The 21,058-nt window shown below is 40.4% G+C and carries 20 protein-coding genes, 1 pseudogene and 1 other annotated feature; of the genes and pseudogenes, 20 read left to right on the forward strand and 1 reads right to left on the reverse strand.

Features of this window, described 5'->3' with window-relative positions:
- Positions 1-2: 2 nt before the first annotated feature.
- From N4627_RS03385 to N4627_RS03475, 19 genes and pseudogenes are all read left to right on the forward strand, one after another.
- The gene (locus N4627_RS03385) at positions 3-833 is read left to right on the forward strand and encodes a cell division protein FtsQ/DivIB (protein WP_040531046.1); all 831 of its coding nucleotides are present in this window, start codon (positions 3-5) and stop codon (positions 831-833) included.
- A 119-nt stretch (positions 834-952) separates the two neighbouring features.
- On the forward strand, positions 953-2,302 hold the full coding sequence (gene ftsA, locus N4627_RS03390; protein WP_191337033.1) for a cell division protein FtsA: 1,350 nt from the start codon (positions 953-955) through the stop codon (positions 2,300-2,302).
- A gap of 21 nt (positions 2,303-2,323) precedes the next feature.
- Positions 2,324-3,562 (forward strand): cell division protein FtsZ, encoded by a 1,239-nt coding sequence (gene ftsZ, locus N4627_RS03395; RefSeq protein ID WP_003716838.1) that lies wholly within the window; start codon positions 2,324-2,326, stop codon positions 3,560-3,562.
- An 81-nt stretch (positions 3,563-3,643) separates the two neighbouring features.
- Complete coding sequence (locus tag N4627_RS03400) at positions 3,644-4,048, forward strand: cell division protein SepF (RefSeq protein WP_040531050.1); 405 nt, start codon at positions 3,644-3,646, stop codon at positions 4,046-4,048.
- 23 nt (positions 4,049-4,071) lie between these two features.
- Positions 4,072-4,332: a YggT family protein gene (locus N4627_RS03405; RefSeq protein ID WP_178695423.1), complete on the forward strand. Its 261-nt coding sequence runs from the start codon at positions 4,072-4,074 to the stop codon at positions 4,330-4,332.
- A 6-nt stretch (positions 4,333-4,338) separates the two neighbouring features.
- Positions 4,339-5,124, forward strand: coding sequence for a YlmH family RNA-binding protein (locus tag N4627_RS03410; protein WP_003716841.1), 786 nt, complete (start codon positions 4,339-4,341; stop codon positions 5,122-5,124).
- Positions 5,125-5,149: 25 nt separating this feature from the next.
- Positions 5,150-5,738 (forward strand): annotated as a pseudogene (locus tag N4627_RS03415) (DivIVA domain-containing protein); the annotation flags it as partial.
- 370 nt (positions 5,739-6,108) lie between these two features.
- Positions 6,109-6,327: a binding site (T-box leader), on the forward strand.
- 54 nt (positions 6,328-6,381) lie between these two features.
- Positions 6,382-9,177: an isoleucine--tRNA ligase gene (ileS, locus tag N4627_RS03420; RefSeq protein ID WP_003716843.1), complete on the forward strand. Its 2,796-nt coding sequence runs from the start codon at positions 6,382-6,384 to the stop codon at positions 9,175-9,177.
- 89 nt (positions 9,178-9,266) lie between these two features.
- Positions 9,267-9,482 (forward strand): cold-shock protein, encoded by a 216-nt coding sequence (locus tag N4627_RS03425; protein ID WP_003716844.1) that lies wholly within the window; start codon positions 9,267-9,269, stop codon positions 9,480-9,482.
- Position 9,483: 1 nt separating this feature from the next.
- A complete protein-coding gene (locus N4627_RS03430; protein ID WP_098044996.1) occupies positions 9,484-10,035 on the forward strand; it encodes an NUDIX hydrolase in 552 nt (183 codons plus the stop codon).
- Entirely contained in the window at positions 10,028-10,279 is a 252-nt protein-coding gene (locus N4627_RS03435) for a hypothetical protein (RefSeq protein WP_003716846.1), read from the forward strand. The genes N4627_RS03430 and N4627_RS03435 overlap by 8 nt, the downstream gene beginning before the upstream one ends.
- 11 nt (positions 10,280-10,290) lie before the next feature.
- The gene (locus tag N4627_RS03440) at positions 10,291-10,986 is read left to right on the forward strand and encodes a 5'-methylthioadenosine/adenosylhomocysteine nucleosidase (protein WP_040531053.1); all 696 of its coding nucleotides are present in this window, start codon (positions 10,291-10,293) and stop codon (positions 10,984-10,986) included.
- A gap of 15 nt (positions 10,987-11,001) precedes the next feature.
- Entirely contained in the window at positions 11,002-12,168 is a 1,167-nt protein-coding gene (locus N4627_RS03445) for a cysteine desulfurase family protein (RefSeq protein WP_003716848.1), read from the forward strand.
- Positions 12,168-12,515, forward strand: coding sequence for a DUF1831 domain-containing protein (locus tag N4627_RS03450; RefSeq protein WP_260965006.1), 348 nt, complete (start codon positions 12,168-12,170; stop codon positions 12,513-12,515). Before N4627_RS03445 ends, N4627_RS03450 begins: the two co-directional genes overlap by 1 nt.
- A 107-nt stretch (positions 12,516-12,622) precedes the next feature.
- Complete coding sequence (gene mnmA, locus N4627_RS03455) at positions 12,623-13,756, forward strand: tRNA 2-thiouridine(34) synthase MnmA (protein WP_102169041.1); 1,134 nt, start codon at positions 12,623-12,625, stop codon at positions 13,754-13,756.
- Between the two features lie 133 nt (positions 13,757-13,889).
- Positions 13,890-14,546 carry a histidine phosphatase family protein gene (locus N4627_RS03460; RefSeq protein WP_098045000.1) on the forward strand — a complete coding sequence of 219 codons (657 nt, stop codon included), beginning with the start codon at positions 13,890-13,892 and terminating at the stop codon, positions 14,544-14,546.
- A 15-nt stretch (positions 14,547-14,561) separates the two neighbouring features.
- On the forward strand, positions 14,562-15,254 hold the full coding sequence (locus tag N4627_RS03465; protein WP_260965007.1) for a tetratricopeptide repeat protein: 693 nt from the start codon (positions 14,562-14,564) through the stop codon (positions 15,252-15,254).
- Positions 15,255-15,278: 24 nt separating this feature from the next.
- Entirely contained in the window at positions 15,279-17,753 is a 2,475-nt protein-coding gene (gene recD2 / locus N4627_RS03470; protein ID WP_260965008.1) for an SF1B family DNA helicase RecD2, read from the forward strand.
- A gap of 73 nt (positions 17,754-17,826) precedes the next feature.
- Positions 17,827-18,798 carry a ribose-phosphate diphosphokinase gene (locus N4627_RS03475; RefSeq protein WP_003716854.1) on the forward strand — a complete coding sequence of 324 codons (972 nt, stop codon included), beginning with the start codon at positions 17,827-17,829 and terminating at the stop codon, positions 18,796-18,798.
- Positions 18,799-19,095: 297 nt separating this feature from the next.
- Here N4627_RS03475 and N4627_RS03480 read toward each other — a convergent pair whose 3' ends face one another.
- Positions 19,096-19,521, reverse strand: coding sequence for a Spx/MgsR family RNA polymerase-binding regulatory protein (locus tag N4627_RS03480; protein WP_003716855.1), 426 nt, complete (start codon positions 19,519-19,521; stop codon positions 19,096-19,098).
- A 265-nt stretch (positions 19,522-19,786) separates the two neighbouring features.
- Between N4627_RS03480 and N4627_RS03485 the strand changes: the two genes are divergently transcribed.
- Positions 19,787-21,052, forward strand: coding sequence for a C40 family peptidase (locus N4627_RS03485; RefSeq protein ID WP_260965009.1), 1,266 nt, complete (start codon positions 19,787-19,789; stop codon positions 21,050-21,052).
- Positions 21,053-21,058 lie beyond the last annotated feature (6 nt).

Genomic DNA, 21,058 nt, shown 5'->3' on the forward strand with positions numbered 1-21,058 from the left:
AAATGACGAGAGACAATTTTATTCCAGAGCACCGTCGTTACTCACAACGGCTAGCTCGTTTGGAGAAGCAGAATAATTCTGCACAAGCAAGAGAACACCAACCAATAAGTAATAAGGTTGTTGGAATAAAAAAGCAGCGTCGGAACTCTAGTAAAAAAAGAATTAGTGTCTTGGTATGGATTTTCGGGCTCGTTTTGCTGGTAATGATTTACATTATTTCTCCTTTAAGTAAAGTTACTGATATTACGATAAGCGGAAATAATGAATTGTCGAATGAACGGGTCGAAAAAGCAACTACCATTTGGCGAGGGAGGTTAATTTGGACAGCATTTTTCGCACAGCGGCATTTAGAGCATGAGGCTAAAATAAGGGATCCGCAAATTAGGTCACTAAAAGTTAAACTACGCGGACCTCAAAGTGTCCATGTAGCGATTACGGAAAATCACTTGCTAGGTGAAGGTCAAATCGGTAAGCAGAAATATGCTGTTTTAACGAATGGTCAATTGCAATTAACGACAGCACAAAACACCAATATTGACTTTAAAGGATTTGAAAAGAATCGTGAGCAGCTGAAAATTCTGGGACAACAACTTGGAAAATTAAAGCCGGTTATCTATCATGGGATTTCTTCGATAGAGTACCAACCGACTAAGGAGTCTCCCCACCAAATTATTTTGTATATGAAAGATGGTAATACGGTTAAAGCTAATTTAACGAATGTTGGTGATAAGCTAAAATATTATCCATCAATTCTCACTAAAATGAAGGGGCAAGGAGTTGTCGATTTGCGGGTTGGTGCATATTCTTATGACTATGGATCAAAAGATAAATGAATTTATTAAAAAAACTTACGAAGATCTTTTTTTACAAGTGATTAACTATGGTAAAATCTAAACTAGACTAATAAATAAAAATATTATTTTAGTGTAAAAAATTTAGGAGGTTCCTCTCAATGGATAATTCTGAGGTTTATGTTGGGTTAGATATTGGAACCACCTCGATAAAAGCATTAGTATGTGAAAATGTTAAGGGGCAAATTAAGGTCATTGGTGTCGGTGTTGAGCCAGCGGCAGGTATGAGTCGTGGTGTAATAGTTGATATTGATAAGACTGCTCGTGCAATTTCAAATGCGATTGCTCAGGCTGAGGAGAAGTCCAATATAGACATTAAACAAGTTATTGTTGGCTTGCCAGCAAATTATTTACAAATGCAACGGGTTCACGGGATGATTACTATTGCCAATAATGGTCAATCACGTGAAATTGTTGATCAAGATGTCTTGAATTTAGCACGAGAAGCGTTAACACAAAGTATCCCGCCTGAAAGAACGGTAATTGATCTAGTGCCAACAGAATTCACTGTTGATGGTTTTGATGGAATTAAAGATCCTCGTGGAATGGTTGGGGTTCGTCTCGAAATGAAGGGGACTCTCTATACCGGACCAAAAACAATTATCCATAATGCCAAAAAAGCAATCCAAAAAGCCGGCTACACGGTTCGTGATTTTGTTGTTTCACCAATTGCAACCGGATTTAACCTGCTTAATGATGGTGAGCAAGACTTTGGAACAATTGTAATCGACCTTGGTGGCGGTCAAACAACAACAAGTATTATTCACGATCACCAATTAAAGTACAGTTACGTTGATCCAGAAGGTGGTCAGTATATCACCAAGGATATTTCAACTGTTTTAAACACATCGTTAAAAAATGCTGAGCAATTAAAACGTGATCATGGCTTTGCAGATAGTACCCAAGCAGATGATAATGTTCAGATTGATGTTGACGTTGTTGGTCAAGATAAGCCGGTTCAATATAGTGAACGTTACCTTTCAGAGGTTATTGAAGCTCGAGTTCGGCAAATCTTTAACCGGGTTGCGCGTCAGCTAGAACGGATTAATGCTCCTGAGTTACCAGGTGGGGTAATTTTAATCGGTGGCGTTGCTGCTCTACCAGGTATTAGTTCATTAGCTAAGCAATACTTTTCAGGTAACGTAAAAGTATTTGTTCCTGAACAAATGGGAATTCGTCACCCACGTTTTGCTACCAGTTACGCGCTCGGCCTTTATGAAGATCGGCTGTCCGGAATTGATCGATTGATTAAGCAAGTAGTTCAAGAAGCTGATTTTGGTAAAACCACGGCGGAAAATAATGATGCCAATCATCAACCCCAAAGTGAGAGTGCTGTTAATAGCAATAGCAGACCAATTCAAAAACGGGCTGATCGAGAACAAAATACGAAAAAGAAAGATGGCTCGTTTAGTAATAAGTTCAAGAGCCTCTTTAACAACTTATTTGATTAATAAACTAACGGAGGATGTCGAATGGATAACGAGAATTCAATGGAAAACCAATTTGCTGGAGCTAAGATTAAGGTTATTGGTGTCGGTGGTGGTGGCGGTAACGCCGTAAACCGAATGATTACTGAAAAAGTTCAGGGTGTCGACTTTATCGTTGCAAATACTGATTTGCAAGCACTAAATGCCTCAGAAGCACAAACAAAGATCCAATTGGGACCTAAGTTGACCAAGGGACTTGGTGCTGGTTCTAATCCTGAAGTAGGTGATAAAGCCGCTGAGGAAAGTGAAGAACAAATTCAAAAGGCACTTGAAGGTTCAGATATGGTATTTATTACTGCTGGAATGGGTGGTGGTACTGGAACCGGTGCCGCTCCAGTAGTTGCTAAGATCGCTAAAGATAGTGGTGCATTAACAGTCGGTGTTGTTACTCGGCCTTTCTCTTTTGAAGGTCCACGCCGGGCTAAGTTTGCCACTGAGGGATTAGCAAAATTAAAGGCTAACGTAGATACCTTGATTATTGTTGCTAATAACCGTTTGCTTGAAATGATTGATAAGAAGACTCCAATGATGGAAGCATTTAAGGAAGCAGATAATGTTCTTCGTCAGGGTGTTCAAGGGATTTCTGACTTGATTGTTACTCCTGGATACATCAACTTAGACTTTGCTGATATTAAGACGTTAATGTCCAATCAGGGTTCTGCTTTAATGGGAGTTGGTAGCGCAACGGGCGAGAATCGTGCTACTGAAGCTACTAAGAAGGCAATTTCCTCACCACTTCTTGAAGTATCAATTTCAGGTGCACAACATGTCTTAATGGACATTACTGGTGGTAAGGATCTTTCAATGTTTGAAGCACAGGAAGCTTCTGATGTAATTAAGCAGGCTGCTGGCACCAATGTTGACATTTCATTCGGGATGTCACTTAATGAATCTCTAGGCGATGAAGTACGGGTAACCGTAATTGCTACAGGAATTGATGCAAAGAAGAGTAAAAATACTCATTCAGCAAAACACGTTGCTCCAGTAAGTGAAGAACCAAAGAGTGATGATAACAAGCCTAGTCAAGAAAATGCATCAGATGATCCTTTTGATGGTTGGAATGATCCAACCGCAGGAATCAATGATTCAAATGAACAAACGGACAATGAATTTTCACACGTAAAGAAGCCAGAATTTAATGTCTTTAATGATGATTCTGCCGCAACTGATGATGACGATGATAACTTGTCAACACCACCATTCTTTAAGAATCGTCGTCAATAATGAATAGGTAAATGATGGGGAGAGGCACTATTTTAGGGCATCTCCCATTTCGTGATTTTAGAAAGGTTAGGAGGAATTGAGATGGCTAATAATCTTTTTAAGAGTCTTTTTAGTGATGGTGACTCTGATAATCAAGAAGAATACTATGATGAACAGGCTCCCGTTGCCCAAGGGGATAATAAGGTTGTTTCAATGAATAGTGTTCGTCAACGTTCAAGTAAAATTGCATTGTATGAACCACGACTCTATGCGGATGTTAAGCAAATTGCTGATCAATTATTGAATGACCGAGCAGTAATTGTTAACTTTTCTCAAATGGATGCCAAAGTAGCCAGTCGGATTGTTGACTTTTTGAACGGGACTGTTTTTGCAATTAATGGTGATATTAAGCGGATCGGGAAAGAAATATTCCTTTGCACACCAAAGAATTTTGAGGTTTCTGGTAATTTATCAGATACGCTCAAAAATGATCCGGATAAAATTTAGCGGAAAAGGAGCTTGTAATGGCAATTATTAATTTTTTAGCCTGGGTAATTTACCAACTAATTGATATTTATATCCTGGTGATTGTCATTTGGTGCTTGCTATCATGGTTTCCAAATGCAAGAGGAAGTCGTTTGGGAGAGATTGTCAATCGGTTGGTAGAACCATATATGCGGTGGTTTGACTTTATTCCGCCATTAGGGGGAATTAGTTTTTCACCGATTGTAGCGATCTTTGTTCTTTACCTTGTTCAGTATGGGCTAAAAGCAATTACCATGATGATTTAATAAATAATGGATGAATTAAACGTAAAACAACATTTCCGGGCCGATGAGGGGCCAATTATTGATCAAATCAATGACTGGATAGTTCAGGCTAATGATCAATATCGTCCGGTGTTAACACCATTTCTTAATCCTCGTCAGCAATATATTGCGCAAACCCTTGTTAATAGTGATGATTACGTTAAGCTGGAGTCATTTGGTGGTTGGCAAAGTGCTGAAATGCGGCGGTTGCTCTTTTTCCCGTCATATTATCAGCCACAGGCAGCTGACTTTGCAGTTACGGGCTTAGAAGTTGACTATCCGCAAAAATTTGCTGAGCTTCATCACCGGCAAATAATGGGAACATTATTAGGTGAGGGGTTAGAACGAGCATCATTTGGGGATATCGTTACTAATGGAAAACGGTGGCAAGTGGTGGTTACTAATCAGATGGCGCGGTTTGTCCGTGAGCGAATCGATCACGTTGGCAAGATTAAAGTAAAATGGAAGCCGGTTCAACTTGAGGAGTTAATTGTTCCTGAAGATGATTGGGAACAGCTATCGACAACCGTTTCATCACTGAGAATTGATGCGATAATTGCAGCAGGATTTAACTATTCTCGTAATCGGGCAAAACAGTTATTAGAGCATGGCCTTGTTCAAATCAACTGGGAAGAAATGCAACGACCGGATTACTCAGTTCGGGAACATGATATGTTGTCTGTTAGACATGCTGGCCGTTTAAGAATGGATCAGGTTGGGAGCATTACTAGGAAGAATAAGCAGCGGATTACTTTATCAATCATTCGCGCTTAATTAAGATCACATGGAGGAAAAACCGATGAGTTTAGCTGTAGATGAAATTAATCAAATCCAATTTAATACTAAAATGCGTGGCTACAATCCAACTGAAGTGAATGACTTTATTAAGGAAGTCGCACAAACAGTTCAGGAATTGACCGACCAGAATCGGGCGCTACAAGAAAAGGTCAAGGCCGATGAAAGCAAGCTGAAATACTTTAGTGAGTTAAAGGATTCACTGAATAAGTCAATTTTGGTTGCTCAAGAAGCTGCTGATAAGGTTAAGAACAATGCTAAGCGTGAAGCTGACATTATGGTGCGTGAAGCCCAAAAACAGGCAACTGACATTGTTTCAACAGCTAACGAAAAGGCTAATCAAATTGTTGAAAATACTGCAGAAGGGACTCGGAAGTTAACGTCAGAAACTAGTGACTTAAAGAAACAAACGCGGATCTTCCGTCAGCGGTTACAAGTAATGCTTGAATCTCAATTGGAAGTAGTTAAGAGTGACGAATGGGATAAGTTATTAGCCAACGATGATATTGATAAATATGGAGAAATTCAAAATATTTTAGGAACTCGTCTTGACAATAATTCGGGTGAAAGTGTAGAATCAACCTCAATTACAACTAGTGATTTTGAATCTGAAAGTACAACCGCTACCGTTGCGGACGAGACTACTTCAGGCAGTGTTGCAATTGAAAATAACGTTGCATCGGATTCAGCTGTTACGTCAGACTCAGAGGCTGTTGTCAAATCAGAAGAAAGTGAAAGTGCTCCTGCTAGTTCTGCAGAGACAGTTTCCTTTAACTCACCGACCGACTTTGCTTCAGCATTTGCCGATACTTCAGCGGTAGCGCAAAGTGATGAGAGTAAAGCAACCAATGATTCTGTTGCGTCTGCTTCTACCGAATCAAGCAATAGTGAAGATGAGGGTGACACTGTTGTTGTTTTCCCAGATAATAACTAGTTGTTTAAATTAAATTGTAATAATTAATAACAAAAACGTCGAAGGACATTAGTAGAACAAGAATGATTCAGCGAGTTAGCAAGTGGTGTGAGGCTAATATTTAGTATTGTTTTACTTGATCGGTCCCGAGTACCTGGTTGAATATTTAAATCAGGTCGGTTCATTACCGTTAAGCAATGGTTGAGGGGATATTTGATTAACCAAATATCCTGAAAACGGGTGGTACCACGAAATGCTTCGTCCCAGTGATGGGATGAAGTTTTTTTAGTTATTAATTGTTGATTGAGAAAGGAGAATTGCATATGCGAGTTAAAGATACATTAAACTTGGGTAAGACCAAGTTCCCGATGCGGGGAAAGTTACCAGTCACTGAAGCACAACGTGAAAGTGTTTGGGAAGAAAATAAAGTATATGAATTACGACAAAAATTAAATGAGGGGAAGCCAACGTTTATTCTTCACGATGGCCCTCCATACGCTAATGGTAATATTCACATTGGTCACGCCATGAATAAGATTTCTAAGGACTTTATCGTTCGTTACAAGTCAATGAGTGGCTTCCGTTCACCATATGTTCCTGGTTGGGATACTCACGGGTTGCCGATTGAACACCAATTGACGAAGGCCGGTTACGACCGGAAGAAGATGAGTCTAACAGAATTCCGTGACCTCTGTCGGAAGTATGCTTTGGAACAAGTTGACAAGCAACGCAAAGATTTCAAACGGTTAGGAGTTAGCGGTGACTGGAATCACCCGTACCTAACTTTGGATAAGGAATTTGAGGCTGCACAAATTCGTGTCTTTGGTGAATTTGCTAAGAAGGGTCTTTTGTACCAAGCTAAGAAGCCAGTTTACTGGTCATGGTCATCTGAATCAGCATTAGCAGAAGCCGAAGTTGAATATCATGACGTCACTGCTAAAACAGCCTTCTTTGTTGAACAGGTTAAGGACGGTAAGGGTGTTCTTGATAGTGATACCTACCTAGTTGTCTGGACTACTACTCCATGGACCGTTCCAGCATCTGAAGCGGTAGCGGTAAATGCTAAGTTTGACTACTCAGTTGTTAAACCAGCTAATGACGATCGGAAGTTTGTTGTTGCAACGGAACTTTTGGAAGGATTAGCAGAGAAACTTGGTTGGGACGACTACCAAGTAGTTAAGCATGTCGCCGGAAAGGATCTGGAAGGTTTAACTACTCAACACCCATACCTTGATCGTGAACTTTTGGTTGGGGTTGCTGATTACGTTACTGCTGATGCTGGTACCGGACTTGTTCACACCGCTCCGGGATATGGGGACGATGACTACAACTTTGGTAAAAAGTATGACTTGCCAATTTTCGCCCCAATTAATGATCAAGGTGTCCTGACAAAGGAAAACGGTGACGACTTTGATGGTGTCTTCTACCAAAAAGCTGATGACATTTCACTGCAAAAGCTTGAAGATAATAATGCTCTTCTTCTTGAAGAACCATTAAAGCACAGCTATCCATTCGATTGGCGGACAAAGAAGCCAATTATTTTCCGGGCAACAGATCAGTGGTTCGTATCCATTGAAAAGATGCGTCAAAATATCTTAGATGCCTTAGAAAATGTTAAGTACCACCCAGAATGGGGTAAGGTTCGCCTTCGCAATATGATTAAGGATCGTGGCGACTGGGTAATTTCACGGCAACGTGTTTGGGGTGTACCACTGCCAATCTTCTACGCTGAAGATGGTACACCAATCATGGAAGAAGAAACGATTAATCATGTTGCAGATCTCTTTAGAAAATATGGTTCTAATGTTTGGTTTGAACGTGATGCAAAGGATCTTCTCCCAGAAGGATACACTAACGAACATTCACCTCATGGTAAGTTTACTAAGGAAACCGATATTATGGATGTTTGGTTTGACTCTGGTTCTTCCCACCAAGGGGTTCTAGCTGAACGGGATTACTTGACTTATCCAGCTGATCTTTACCTTGAAGGATCCGATCAGTATCGTGGTTGGTTCAATTCAAGCCTGATTACTAGTGTTGTTTGCTCTGGTCATGCTCCATATAAGGAAATCGTTTCTCAAGGATTTACCCTTGATAAGCGTGGTAACAAGATGAGTAAGTCACAGGGGAACGTTATCGATCCAAATAAGGTTGTCCAACAAATGGGTGCCGAAATTATTCGTCTTTGGGTAATGAGTGCTGATACTTCTGCTGATGTGCGGGTTTCAATGGGAACTTTCCAACAGATCTCAGAAGCATACCGAAAATTACGGAACACCTTCCGTTTCTTGCTTGCTAATACTAGTGATTTCAATGCAAGTGAAAATACTGTTTCCTACGAGTATATGAGTTCCGTAGATCAGTACATGCTCGTTAAGCTTAATCATTTCCTTGAAAAGATGCGAGCTGATTTTGATAACTATGACTTCCTTGATGCTTACCGGTTATTAATTAACTTTGTTAACAATGATTTATCAGCCTTCTACATGAACGTGGCAAAGGATGTTCTCTACATTGAACCTGAGAATTCACAAACCCGGCGTTCAATGCAAACGGTCTTCTATGACATCTTGTTAACAATGGTTAAGCTGCTTACTCCAATCTTGCCACACACAACTGAAGAAGTTTGGAGCTACATGAACGAACCGGAAGAATTTGTTCAATTGACTGAAATCCCAGAAGTACGCCACTTTGATGGTGAAGAAGGACTGTTAGATAAGTGGTCTGAATTTATGGGAGTTCGTTCACACGTCTTGAAGAGTTTGGAAGAGGCACGGAACGCTAAGATGATTGGTAAGTCATTAGAAGCTCAAGTTGACCTTTACGTGAATGAACACAATAAGGAACTATTAGAGAGTCTTGATGCCGATGTCCAATTATTATTGGGCGTTTCAAAGCTTAATCTTCATTCTCTTGATGAAGCGGCTGCAGATGCTGATCAATACAATGATGGGATTGCAGTTAAGGTAAGTGTTGCCCCAGGTGAAACCTGTCAACGGTGCCGGATGGTTAAGGAAGATGTTGGTTCAGATCCAGCTTACCCAACCCTCTGTGCTCGTTGTGCCAAGGTAGTTCGGGAAAGCTTCCCAGAAACAGTTGATGAAGGCTTAGAAAAATAGTTGCCCATCAATGACAAACCCCTAGTTAGCGTTGTAAAATACCAAGTGACGTTTATGTTGCTTGGTATTTTTTATTGTAGGTGAAATTAATGTTACAAGGCACAGTCAAAAGTTTTGATCGTGAAAAGGGGTGGGGATTTATTGATGTTCCCCATGAAGGTGAAATTTTCGTTCATTATACGGGAATTGAAGGCCACGGCTTAAGGATCTTGACCCCAGGAGAACGGGTTGCGTTAGTTATTGTTCAAGGAAAACGCGGACCACAAGCGGCACATGTTCAGCGACTCAGTAAGCGAGGCTATTAAAATGAATTTTGAAGAAAAAACATTAAGTGAGAAGAATGTTTTCGATGGTAAATTGATTAAAGTTGCTGTTGAAGAGGTCGAAACTCCAAAAGGTTTAAAAGCACAACGAGAAATTGTTCATCATGCTCCAGCAGTGGCAATTCTGGCGTTAACTGCTGATCACAAAATGATTTTGGAAAAGCAATGGCGCTCGCCAATTCATGATACGACCTTGGAAATTCCTGCAGGAAAGGTTGATTCACGTGATAGTCGTGATGCCCTTCATGCTGCTAAACGTGAATTAAATGAAGAGACCCGTCTTAAGGCAGGGACGATCAAGAAAATTTCATCATTTTACACATCGGTTGGGGTTCTGGATGAATTTATGACACTCTACTTAGCAACAGATCTCACACCGGTGGAAAATAAACTGCCTCAGGACCGTGATGAGCAACTAGTATTAGAAAAGGTGACCCTTGATGAAGCGTTAAAGATGATTGATGAAGGACAAATTGAGGACGCCAAGACGATTATGGCAATTTATTATTGGCGAGGGATGACCAACCATGGATAAGGATCCGCAAAATAATAATGAACGGCTGACGCGTCAACAGTATCGTCAGCAACATACGACCGTTTCCAATGATAGTGAAGATGAACAACAGCCTTTTCGGTCTCGGGTTGATCAGAAAATCGAACAGGAACAGCTAACCAATGAGCAGAAGATGCAGCGGCTACGAAAACGGTTAAACATTGCCATTATTAGCTTAGTAGTCGCAATTATAATCGTTTATTTAATTTTATTTTTTGTAAAGTAAGGATGAAGAGAATGAAGTTTGGAATTATTTGTGCAATGCCCGAAGAAATTAAGGAATTGACGGCAGCATTAGAGAATGAACAGGTAAAGGAAATCGGTGGCAAAAAGTATTATTCTGGACAAATTGATAACCAGAATGTTATTTTAGTTGAATCCGGCATTGGTAAGGTTGAAGCTGGGATTACAACAGAGCACCTAATTACAGATTTTGGAGTAGATGTAGTAATTAACTCTGGCTCTGCAGGTGGAATTGGTCAAGGACTCCATGTTGGCGATGTTGTTATTTCTAGTGAAACTGCCTACCATGATGTTGATGTACGGGCATTTGACTATGTTTATGGTCAGTTACCAGGGAAAGAACCCCGGTTTAAAGCATCTGCAAAGTGGGGACAAGCCATTGAAAAGGCTGGTGAAAAGACTGGCTTAAATATTAAACGCGGGCTAATCGTTTCAGGTGATCAATTTATTGCTAGTAAGGATGCAATTCAAGAGATCCTTCACTACTTCCCTGATGCATTATCAAGTGAAATGGAAGGGGCAGCTGTCGGACAGGTTGCAACTGATCATGATGTTCCGTACGTTGTTGTTCGAGCAATGTCTGATACTGGAGACGAAGATGCCGGAGTTAGTTTTGATGAATTTATTATCGATGCTGGTAAACGTTCCGCCAAGATGTTATTACAACTCTTTGCGGATTTGAATAAATAGGGAGGCACATGAAGAGTGAGTGAAGTATATTTTGATAATGCAGCAACAACACCAATGACCAAGCCGGTGATTGATGAGCTGATAAAGCAAACGGAAAATACCTGGGGGAATGCTTCAACGGGGTATTCTTACGGTCGTCACTCCAAGCTAGTCCTTGAAAACAGTCGTCACGTAATTGCTCAAAGTATTAACGCTAAGGATGAGGAAATCGTCTTTACCAGTGGTGGAACCGAAAGCGATAATACCGCAATAATTCAAACAGCATTAACGCGACAAAATCTTGGCAAGCACATTATTACCACCGCGATTGAGCATGAAGCAATTTTGAAGCCACTACATTATTTAGAATCATTAGGATTTGATGTCACCTACCTGCCAGTTGATAAGAATGGCAATATTTCATTAGCAGATTTTAAGGCAGCCTTACGTGATGATACGATTCTTGTGTCAATCATGATGGGAAATAATGAAGTCGGTAGTCGGATGCCGATTCATGAAATTGGTGAAATTTTAAAGGATCACCAAGCATGGTTCCATACCGACGCTGTTCAAGCTTATGGACTCTTGCCGATCGATGTTGAGGCTGATCACATTGACCTTATGTCAACCTCAGCCCATAAGTTGAATGGTCCTAAGATGGTTGGCTTTCTGTATCGTCGCGACGGGATTAGTTTCCCTAGCTTTGTTCGCGGTGGTGATCAGGAAACAAAACGCCGTGCGGGAACCGAGAATGTTCCAGCCATCGCGGCGTTTGCTAAGGCGGTTTCCATTGATACCCCTGAGGAAAAGCAAAAGCGTCAAGAACGTTATTATCACTTTAAGCAGTTAATCGTTAAGCGGTTAACGGATGCTGGAGTTGACTTTGAGGTCAATGGACAACTAGACCCTCATGCTCTTAACCATGTTCTTAATTTATGGTTTAAGGGGATTTCTACCTATGTAATGCAAACCGATCTTGACCTTGCTGGCTATGCCGTTTCGGGTGGTTCTGCATGTACTGCCGGAAGCATTGAGCCTTCTCATGTATTAACCGCGATGTTTGGTAAGGATAGTCCGCGAATTAGTGAGTCAATTCGGATTAGCTTTGGGGCATTAAACACTGAAGAAGAGGTTAATGGCTTAGTGGATGCGATCATTGAAATTGTTAATAAGCTAAAAAATATTAAAGGAGTTGAGGACTAATGCAGTTTGTAAAAACAGTTCAACTTCAAGGAGATTCAGACAAGTATTCAATTAGTCCCGACATTAAACGATACACTTTAATTGATTTAGGGTTTGAAGAAACCAAACGCGGAAACTTTGAATATGTTGGAAGCGTTGATACTGACAACCCATTTAACCCGGTTGCTAAACTCCGGATCCTGATCTCTGCTGACCTAACTGGGGTTAAAATGGAAACTGTTACCGGTAACGGAATGCGGAAAATTAACATCTTTACTCATCCGCGCGCCAAGGAATTTGTTGAGCAGTATCATTTTATTTTAAAAGAAATGCTTAAACGGAATGTTTTTTTAGTAACAAAAGGGTAAATTAATGCAGTAGTTGGCAAGTTTTGATACAATAGTTCACACTGGTAACATGCGACCTTCTATCGTAGATTGTTCCAGAATCTATTTGAAATGATGGTGATTAAATAATGTCTGACAAGAGCCATACACGGGTGGTTGTTGGAATGAGTGGCGGGGTTGATTCTTCAGTTACCGCCCTCCTATTAAAGCGTCAGGGATATGACGTCGTTGGTGTCTTTATGAAAAATTGGGATGATACCGATGAAAATGGCGTTTGTACCGCAACGGAAGATTATAAAGATGTTGCTAAGGTAGCAACCAAAATCGGCATTCCCTATTACTCAGTTAACTTTGAAAAGGAGTATTGGGATCGTGTCTTCAAGTACTTTATTGCTGAATACAAGAAGGGACGGACACCTAACCCGGATGTTATCTGTAATAAGGAAATTAAGTTTAAAGCGTTTATTGATTATGCTAACCAGCTTGGTGCTGATTACGTTGCAACGGGACACTATGCTGATTTAAAGCGTGATGCTGACGGACGGATGCACCTGATGCGGGCAAAGGATCAAAACAAGGATCAAACATACTTCTTAAGTCAATTAGACTACCAGCAATTAGATAAGGTGCTGTTCCCACTGGCAAACTATACCAAGCCAGAAATTCGCCAAATTGCTGAAGAAGCTGGACTTGCTACAGCCAAAAAGAAGGATTCTGTTGGGATCTGTTTTATTGGTGAAGATGGCCACTTCCGTGAATTCTTGAGCCAATACATCCCAGCACAACCAGGAAACATGGAGACAGTTGATGGCAAGGTAGTTGGCCAGCATATGGGACTAATGTATTATACGATTGGTCAGCGTCGGGGACTTGGCCTTGGCGGTAATAAGAAGAGTAATGCTCCTTGGTTCGTCATTGGTAAGGATATTAAGAAGAATGTTCTTTACGTTGGTCAGGGGTATGAAAATGAGCACCTCTATGCAACTCACCTCGAAGCTAGTGATATTCACTGGGTTGATGATGTTGTAAGTCGGTATGGTCATGATTTTCACTGTACTGCCAAATTCCGTTACCGGCAAAAGGATGTTGGTGTAACGGTTCACATCTCTGAAGACGAGCAAATGGTTACCGTAACCTTTGATGACCCGGCACGGGCAATTACTCCGGGACAGGCAGTTGTCTTCTATGATGGTGAAGAGTGTCTTGGGAGTGCGATTATTGACCGGGCATATAATCATGATCACCTTTGCCAATACGTTTAAACATAAAAAATAATGCAAAGTAGGGAAGATACCGTTATTAGTATATAGGTGGTATACTTCCCTATACATATTAAGAAAAGTTTGGAACACGACGATTATTTTTTGTTAAAATAGAGGAAAAAGGTCGAATAATATGACTAAAGTTTACTTAATCCGTCACGGAAAAACACAATGGAATCTTGAATCTCGTTACCAGGGTGCTAACGGTGATTCGCCATTACTTGATCAAAGTTATAAGGAAATTGAATTACTAGCGGAATCGTTAAAAAATGTTCCAATTAATCACGTCTATGCTAGTCCGTTGAAACGTGCTCGGGTAACGGCAATGACATTATTACAGCACCTTAATCGACCGGTTCCTCTAACAATTGATAGTCGGTTAAAAGAATTTAATCTGGGAAAGATGGAGGGGATGCATTTTGATGCGGTTGCTGAAAAGTGGCCTGATGTGTTAAAAAATTTCCGCCATCATCCTGATAAATATGATAGTTCTATCGTAGAAAGTGAAAGCTTTGCACAAGTTATTAACCGCATGGGAGCAGCCATCAAAGAGTTTTGTCGGAATGATCCGCATGGGACAATTTTAATTGTTTCACATGGGGCAGCTCTGAATGCTAGTATTAATGCGCTTGTGGGAACCCCTCTCGCACACTTGAAAGATCGTGGTGGCCTTAGTAACACTTCTACTACCATTCTGACTACAGATGATGCTGAACATTTTGAACTGGAAAAGTGGAATGATACTTCATACTTGCATAAGGCTAATGTTGATCCGACTGATACAATCTGAGGAGAGTGAATTTAAATGACAGAACAACAGACTAATCGTGAAGAACAAAAGAAGCAAACAGAACGTTTAGTGCATAAGTTAATTACTGCAATCGATGAATCCCCTGATAAAGCTAATAACTATTATGATTTAGGTTCATTATTAACTCGTCTTCAGGACTATGCTCAAGCTGAAGAACTATTTATGAAGGCTTTAGGGATCTTTGAGGCAAAGGGTGATCAGGAAGCCCAAAACCTATTAAATTACGGGCTTGGAAACCTATATTATGAGGTCGGTAAAGTTGATCAAGCTATTAAGCTTTACAACAAGATTGATGATAAGAAATTGAAGGCTGATTCTTATCTGATGCTTGCCCAAAGCTACAGTAAGAAAAAGCAGTATAAGCAGGTTATTGCTTATGGTTTAACAGCTCATGAATTACGACCGGAAGATCCGGAAATTGATCAAGCTCTGGGAGACGCTCTTCTTGCTCTGGGTGAATTTAAGCAGGCTGCATCATACTATGATGCCATTTTGAAGCACCACCCTGGTCGAGCAGATACACAATTTAACCGTGGATTGGTAGCAATGGTCCTTGGAGAACCATATAAGGATTATTTGAATCAGGCACGGCAGCTTGACTTAGATTACTACACTAAGAGTGAAAAGCGGATTGCTGAAATTGAAAAAACGTTACAAGCAACGCAGAAACCGCAAAATGATAAATAATAAATTTAAGGAAGGATGACTTTCATGGCAGAAGAAATTAACCTATTTGAGGGGCCAGAAGAGCCATCCTTTTTTATTGGTCAAGTACAATCGGATATTTTTGATAGTCCTGATTCTTTTTATAAGGTTTTGCTAGTTTCGGTAGAAGACGCTAATTTCGATTGGAACGAAAGTGAAATAACGGTTACGGGGAGCTTTGGCGATCTCCGTGATGATCAAACGTATCGCTTTGAGGGAAAATTAATTGATCACCCTAAGTATGGTCGTCAATTCCAAGCAAGTTCATATCATGCTAACCAGCCAACCAGTAAAGAGGGAATTGTTAATTTCCTTGCTGGCAAGCAGTTCCCTGGAGTGGGGAAAAAGACTGCTGAAAAGATTGTTGATCAATTAGGCATCCATGCAATTGACAAGATCACTGCTGACCCGCATATTCTTGATGGCTTGAAATTACGTGAAGCAATTCGAACTAGCCTTGTTGAAAACCTGAATGCTAATCAGGGAATGGACCAAATTATTATTGGATTAAATGATTTGGGATTTGGGAGTAATCTGAGCAGTGCCATTTTTGACCGCTATGGGGATGAAACTCTTCATGTTATTAGTGAAAATCCATACCAGCTTGTTCAGGATATTGACGGAATTAGTTTTAAGCGGGCAGATCAGGTAGCCATTAAAATGGGAATTCCTGCCGATGATCAGCGACGAATCTCAGCAGCCATTATCCAGTCAATTGATGATTTAACGATGATGAGTGGTGATACCTATACCAGCGCTAAGCCGTTGCTTCAGGAAAGTATGCGCTTGCTTTCAGATACTAATGGACAACCAATTCCAACTGCTAAGGTTACTCAGCAGATTGTTGAAATGGAGAAAAGCGGTGCCATTCAGTACGAAGATAAACGGATTTATCCGGCAAGTCTGTATAAGGCTGAATGGCAGATCGCCGAAAATCTGCACCGGCTTTGTCAAAACCAGGACGAGTCAAAAAATGAGAAGCAAATTACAACCATTCTGGAAAAACTGCCAGTCAAAACTGGAATCAAATATGATGAGATCCAGATAGAAGCGATTAAAACGGCATTAACATCTAAGGTAATGCTCCTTACCGGGGGACCAGGAACCGGGAAAACAACAATTATTAAGGGTGTTGTTGAGGCGTTTGCTGAACTTCACGAAATTGCTCTTGATCCGAACCAGTATAAGGAAAAGGCATTTCCAATTTTACTTGCTGCGCCAACGGGTCGGGCTGCCAAGCGAATGAGCGAAGCAACTGATCTGCCAGCAAGCACGATTCACCGCTTACTAGGGTTGAATGGTCGTGAAATGCCAACAGAATTAAACGCTAAGGATCTTGAAGGCTCATTATTGATTGTGGATGAAATGTCAATGGTTGATACATTGCTGTTTAAGGTTCTGGTTCAATCGATCCCGACATCAATGCACGTTATCTTTGTTGGTGATAAGGATCAGTTGCCCTCAGTCGGTCCTGGACAGGTTTTTCATGATTTGCTAGAATTTGCTGATCTACCACGGATTGAATTAAAAAAGATCCACCGTCAGGCAGCAGATTCAACAATTATCCCTCTTGCTCATGATATTCGTGAAGGGAAAATTCCAAGTGATTTAACGGTAAAAATGGCGGATCGTTCATTTATTGCATGCCACTCACGACAAGTCCCAGGAGTTGTGAAACAAATTATTGAGATGAGTCAAAAGCGTGGTTACGATGCTAATGATCTCCAAATCCTGGCACCGATGTATCGTGGCGCAGCGGGGGTTGATCGGCTAAACGATCTTTCCCAAGCCGTTTATAATCCAGCGGCTGCTAATAAGCAGGAGATTGAATTTCGGGGACAGGTGTTTCGAGTTGGTGATAAGGTTCTCCAACTGGTTAATAGTCCAGAGAATAACGTTTTTAACGGTGATATTGGTCGAATTACTGCAATTGAGAATGGCAGTAATAAGGGGAAAAAGAATGCAACAATGACAATTGACTTTGACGGGAATGAAGTTAACTATGGACGATTAGAGTGGTCACAAATTCGGTTGGCGTATAGTATTTCGATCCATAAATCTCAAGGTAGCCAATTTAAGATGGTGATTTTACCCTTAGTTCATGAATTTGGTAGGATGTTACAGCGGAACCTTCTCTACACGGCTGTTACCCGGGCCGCTGACAAGCTAATAATGGTCGGGGAGACGTATGCCTTCGTTACGGCAATTAATAGTCAATCTGTTAACCGGCAAACTAGTTTGGTAAAGAGATTAACGGATACTTGGAAACATCATGGTAAATTAAAATCACCACTTGAGCAGGGAACGGAAAGTCAGTTTGAACCGGACAATATTAAAGAACATACTAGTGCTCAAGACGTCTCTGATGATCAATTAAGTCAAACTAAACAAACGATCCTAACCCCTGCATTGATTAAGTCAGGAGAAATCGATCCAATGATCGGGATGGAAGGACTTCGACCAGCTGATTTTAAAAAATAGTTCAGCTTGCACCAAATAAGAAAACTTGCGATAATAACAGTGTATTGTTGATTTTATCTTGAGGAGAATAACAATGACTGAAATAAAAGATGCGAAAAATGTTTGCTTATTTGCCTTAAATTCTAATGAACCCCTTGCTAAGAGTGTTGCTGATAAGATTGGTCTCCCACTTAGTAAGGCTTCCGTTAGTCACTTTGCAGACGGGGAAATTAAGGTAACCATTGACGAAAGTGTTCGTGGTTGTGAGACCTACGTAATCCAATCAGTATCCGATCCGGTCAATACTAATTTGATGGAATTACTGATTATGGTTGATGCTTTACGTCGGGCAAGTGCTGCCAAGATTAATGTTGTAATGCCATATTATGGGTACGCACGGCAGGACCGAAAAGCACGGAGTCGGGAACCAATCACTGCCAAATTGATCGCTAATCTGCTCGAAATGGACAAGATTGATCGACTAATTACAATTGATCTTCACGCTGCTCAGGTTCAAGGTTTCTTTGATATTCCAGTTGATCACTTACAAGCTACACAATTATTTGCTAAGTACGTAGAAAAACGTGATCTTGGCGATGATATTGTTGTGGTTTCACCTGATCATGCTGGAGTTAGTTTGGCTCGGCGCTTTGCAGAAGAAATTAAAGCACCGATTGCAATTGTTGATAACCGGAATGATGAGGTTCGTGAACGGAGTAGTCAAGAAGTTCCAGAATATGTTATTGGGGACGTTAAGGATAAAGTTGCCATTATCGTTGATGATATTGTTGATACTGGTGTGCGAATGAGTTTATCCGCTAAGGCACTCCAAAAATTTGGTGCGAAAAAGATTTATGGGGTTGCAACCCACGCAGTCCTGTCTGGAAATGCTCCTCAAGTATTGGAAGACTCGCCGCTTGAAGAAATGTGGGTAACTGATACCATTGAATTACCTGCTGAAAAGGAATTTAAGAAGCTTCACCGGCTTTCTGTGGCCGAACTATTAAAAGAGGCAATTGTTCGTGTCCACAATCACCAATCAATTCGTGAGTTATTTAAGCACTAGGAAAAACGAAGCTGGAAATTAACTCTCTCGGAGGGACGGTTGACTAACTTAGAACGATGAATGATGATAAAATCATCAGAATCGTTCGTAGTTAGGCTTGAGTCCCTCAGTTAATTTCCGCGATTAGACTCTGTAATTTTGGAGATCTCTAATTATAGATAAAGGGTGAGAAAAACGTTTAGTTTTTCTCACCCTTTAATTTATTAAGGATACGCCAGAACTAGCGATTACTTTAGCTTAGCCTGACGTTTTTTTCGTTAAGGTAATAATTATAATTGCATAGTAAAAACATCCGTTTTAGATGGGAAATGCAAAGTGTCTCGTTTGAACAGCCTGTTTTAGTAATAGATCTGCCAACTCGTCTTTTCGCTCTTGCTGTGAAATAAAAATCCCCATTTTTTCTTGATCGAAGCCAGTTACTAACTTGCTCTCATCACAGATAATTGGATTTTTCAAAACGTGAGGGCTCTTCTGAATTGCTTCTACTAGTTGATTAATGGTTATGGTTTCAGAAGTTAACTGAAGTGCTTTCGTATCTCGAGAACGGGTAGAAATCAAGTCGGCAGTCCCGTTAATCGACTTGCTTAGCAGATCGAGAATTTCTGCTTTAGTTAATGGCTGTTTTTCGATATTTCGTTCATGAACCGTTAGTTGATGAGCGGTGAGCCACTTAACTGCCTTCCGTTTTGAAGGATCGTTAGTGTGGTAGTATATACAAATCATGCGATCACTTCCTCCTATAACTATTTTTATTTTATCAATGAAATGAAATTAACAGTCTCAATCCTGACTTGTCTTTAATAAAATTTAAGCAAAATAACCTTTTTGTAACTTTCTTTATCTCATCTTTCCTTGATTAAAAAATAAAATCTTTAAAAATGTTAAAATTAGTACAAGAATTTCTAAAAAAATGATATGGTAAAAGAGATTTGAGTTATTAACTAAGTAATTAGCAATTATTTTTTCGTTTTTGAGAGGATGTTTCTGTATGGTAAAGAAAGTACGTAAGTATAGTTCATCAACAAGATTAGTTGCTGGAACGCTGGGAGCATTAAGTGTTTTTGCACTGACTACCCAAGCTAATAATACTGTTGAAGCAAAGTCAAAGAGTTCTAGTCATGCTGAACAACCAGCATCAATGAGTTCTTCTGCTAATGCTGTTCGTAATAGCGGTCAGTTATCATTAGCGCCAATTCAATCATCATCAGCTTCTTCTAAGTCGGCTTCAGTTGCTAAGGATGGAATTTATGTGGTTAAGAGTGGCGATACCTTAAGTGAACTAGCTGTTCAATTTAACGTTAGCCTTAATGATCTTGTTGCTTGGAATCATATCCAGAATCCAAACTTGATTTATGTTGGTCAACAATTATCAATTGATGGCAAAAATGTTAACTCAGCAGTATCACAATCAAGTGCTGCCCCAGTTGCTCAACCACAATCATTTACCGTTACAGGAAATGTTCAACAGGCTCAACCGCAAGCTGTTAGCGAAGCTGCCCAACCACAAGCAATGGGAAACACCGTTCAACAAGCGGCTAATCAACAAGGACAATCATCACAAATGGTTAGTTCAGCATATACAAGTACAGTAAATGCAGCTGCTTATAACTCTGCTGCGCCTAGTCAACAGAGCTCTGCAGTTGCTGTAGCAGATAATCAACAGGTAAACAGTCAACAACCTGTTTCTGCTAATAGTACTCAAGCAGTGGCTTATAGTACAGCTTCACGAGCAGCCGCAACTAACCAAACGACAGCACAAAGTCAACAAGTAACTACTAGTTCAGCTGCATCTCAACAAACACAACAATCACAAGCTCAACATAGCCAAGCTGCTCAACAGGCAACTAGTCAACAAACTGCAAGTCAAAACCAAAACAATTCTAACTTGCAATCTGGCTCAGTTGTTAGTTTAGCAAGTAAGATTGCTAGTTCTAACAGTGTTCCATATCAATGGGGCGGTAATTCATTAAGCGGAATGGATTGTTCAGGATTTGTTCAATACGTATATGCAAATGCTGAAGGAAAGCAATTGCCTCACAATACCGTTGCCATGGAAAGCTACGTTACTACCAAGCAAGTTAGTCAGGCTCAAGCAGGAGACCTTCTCTTCTGGGGAAATCATGGCAGCTCATACCACGTTGGTATTTACATGGGGAACAACCAATATGCTGCTGCGGCTAAGCCTGGAACCAACGTTGCAGTATATAACCTAAGCTCATACTTTACACCAAGTTTTGCTGGGACAGTCAAGTAAACATTA

This window comes from Limosilactobacillus vaginalis, assembly GCF_025311515.1.
Classification (GTDB): domain Bacteria; phylum Bacillota; class Bacilli; order Lactobacillales; family Lactobacillaceae; genus Limosilactobacillus; species Limosilactobacillus vaginalis.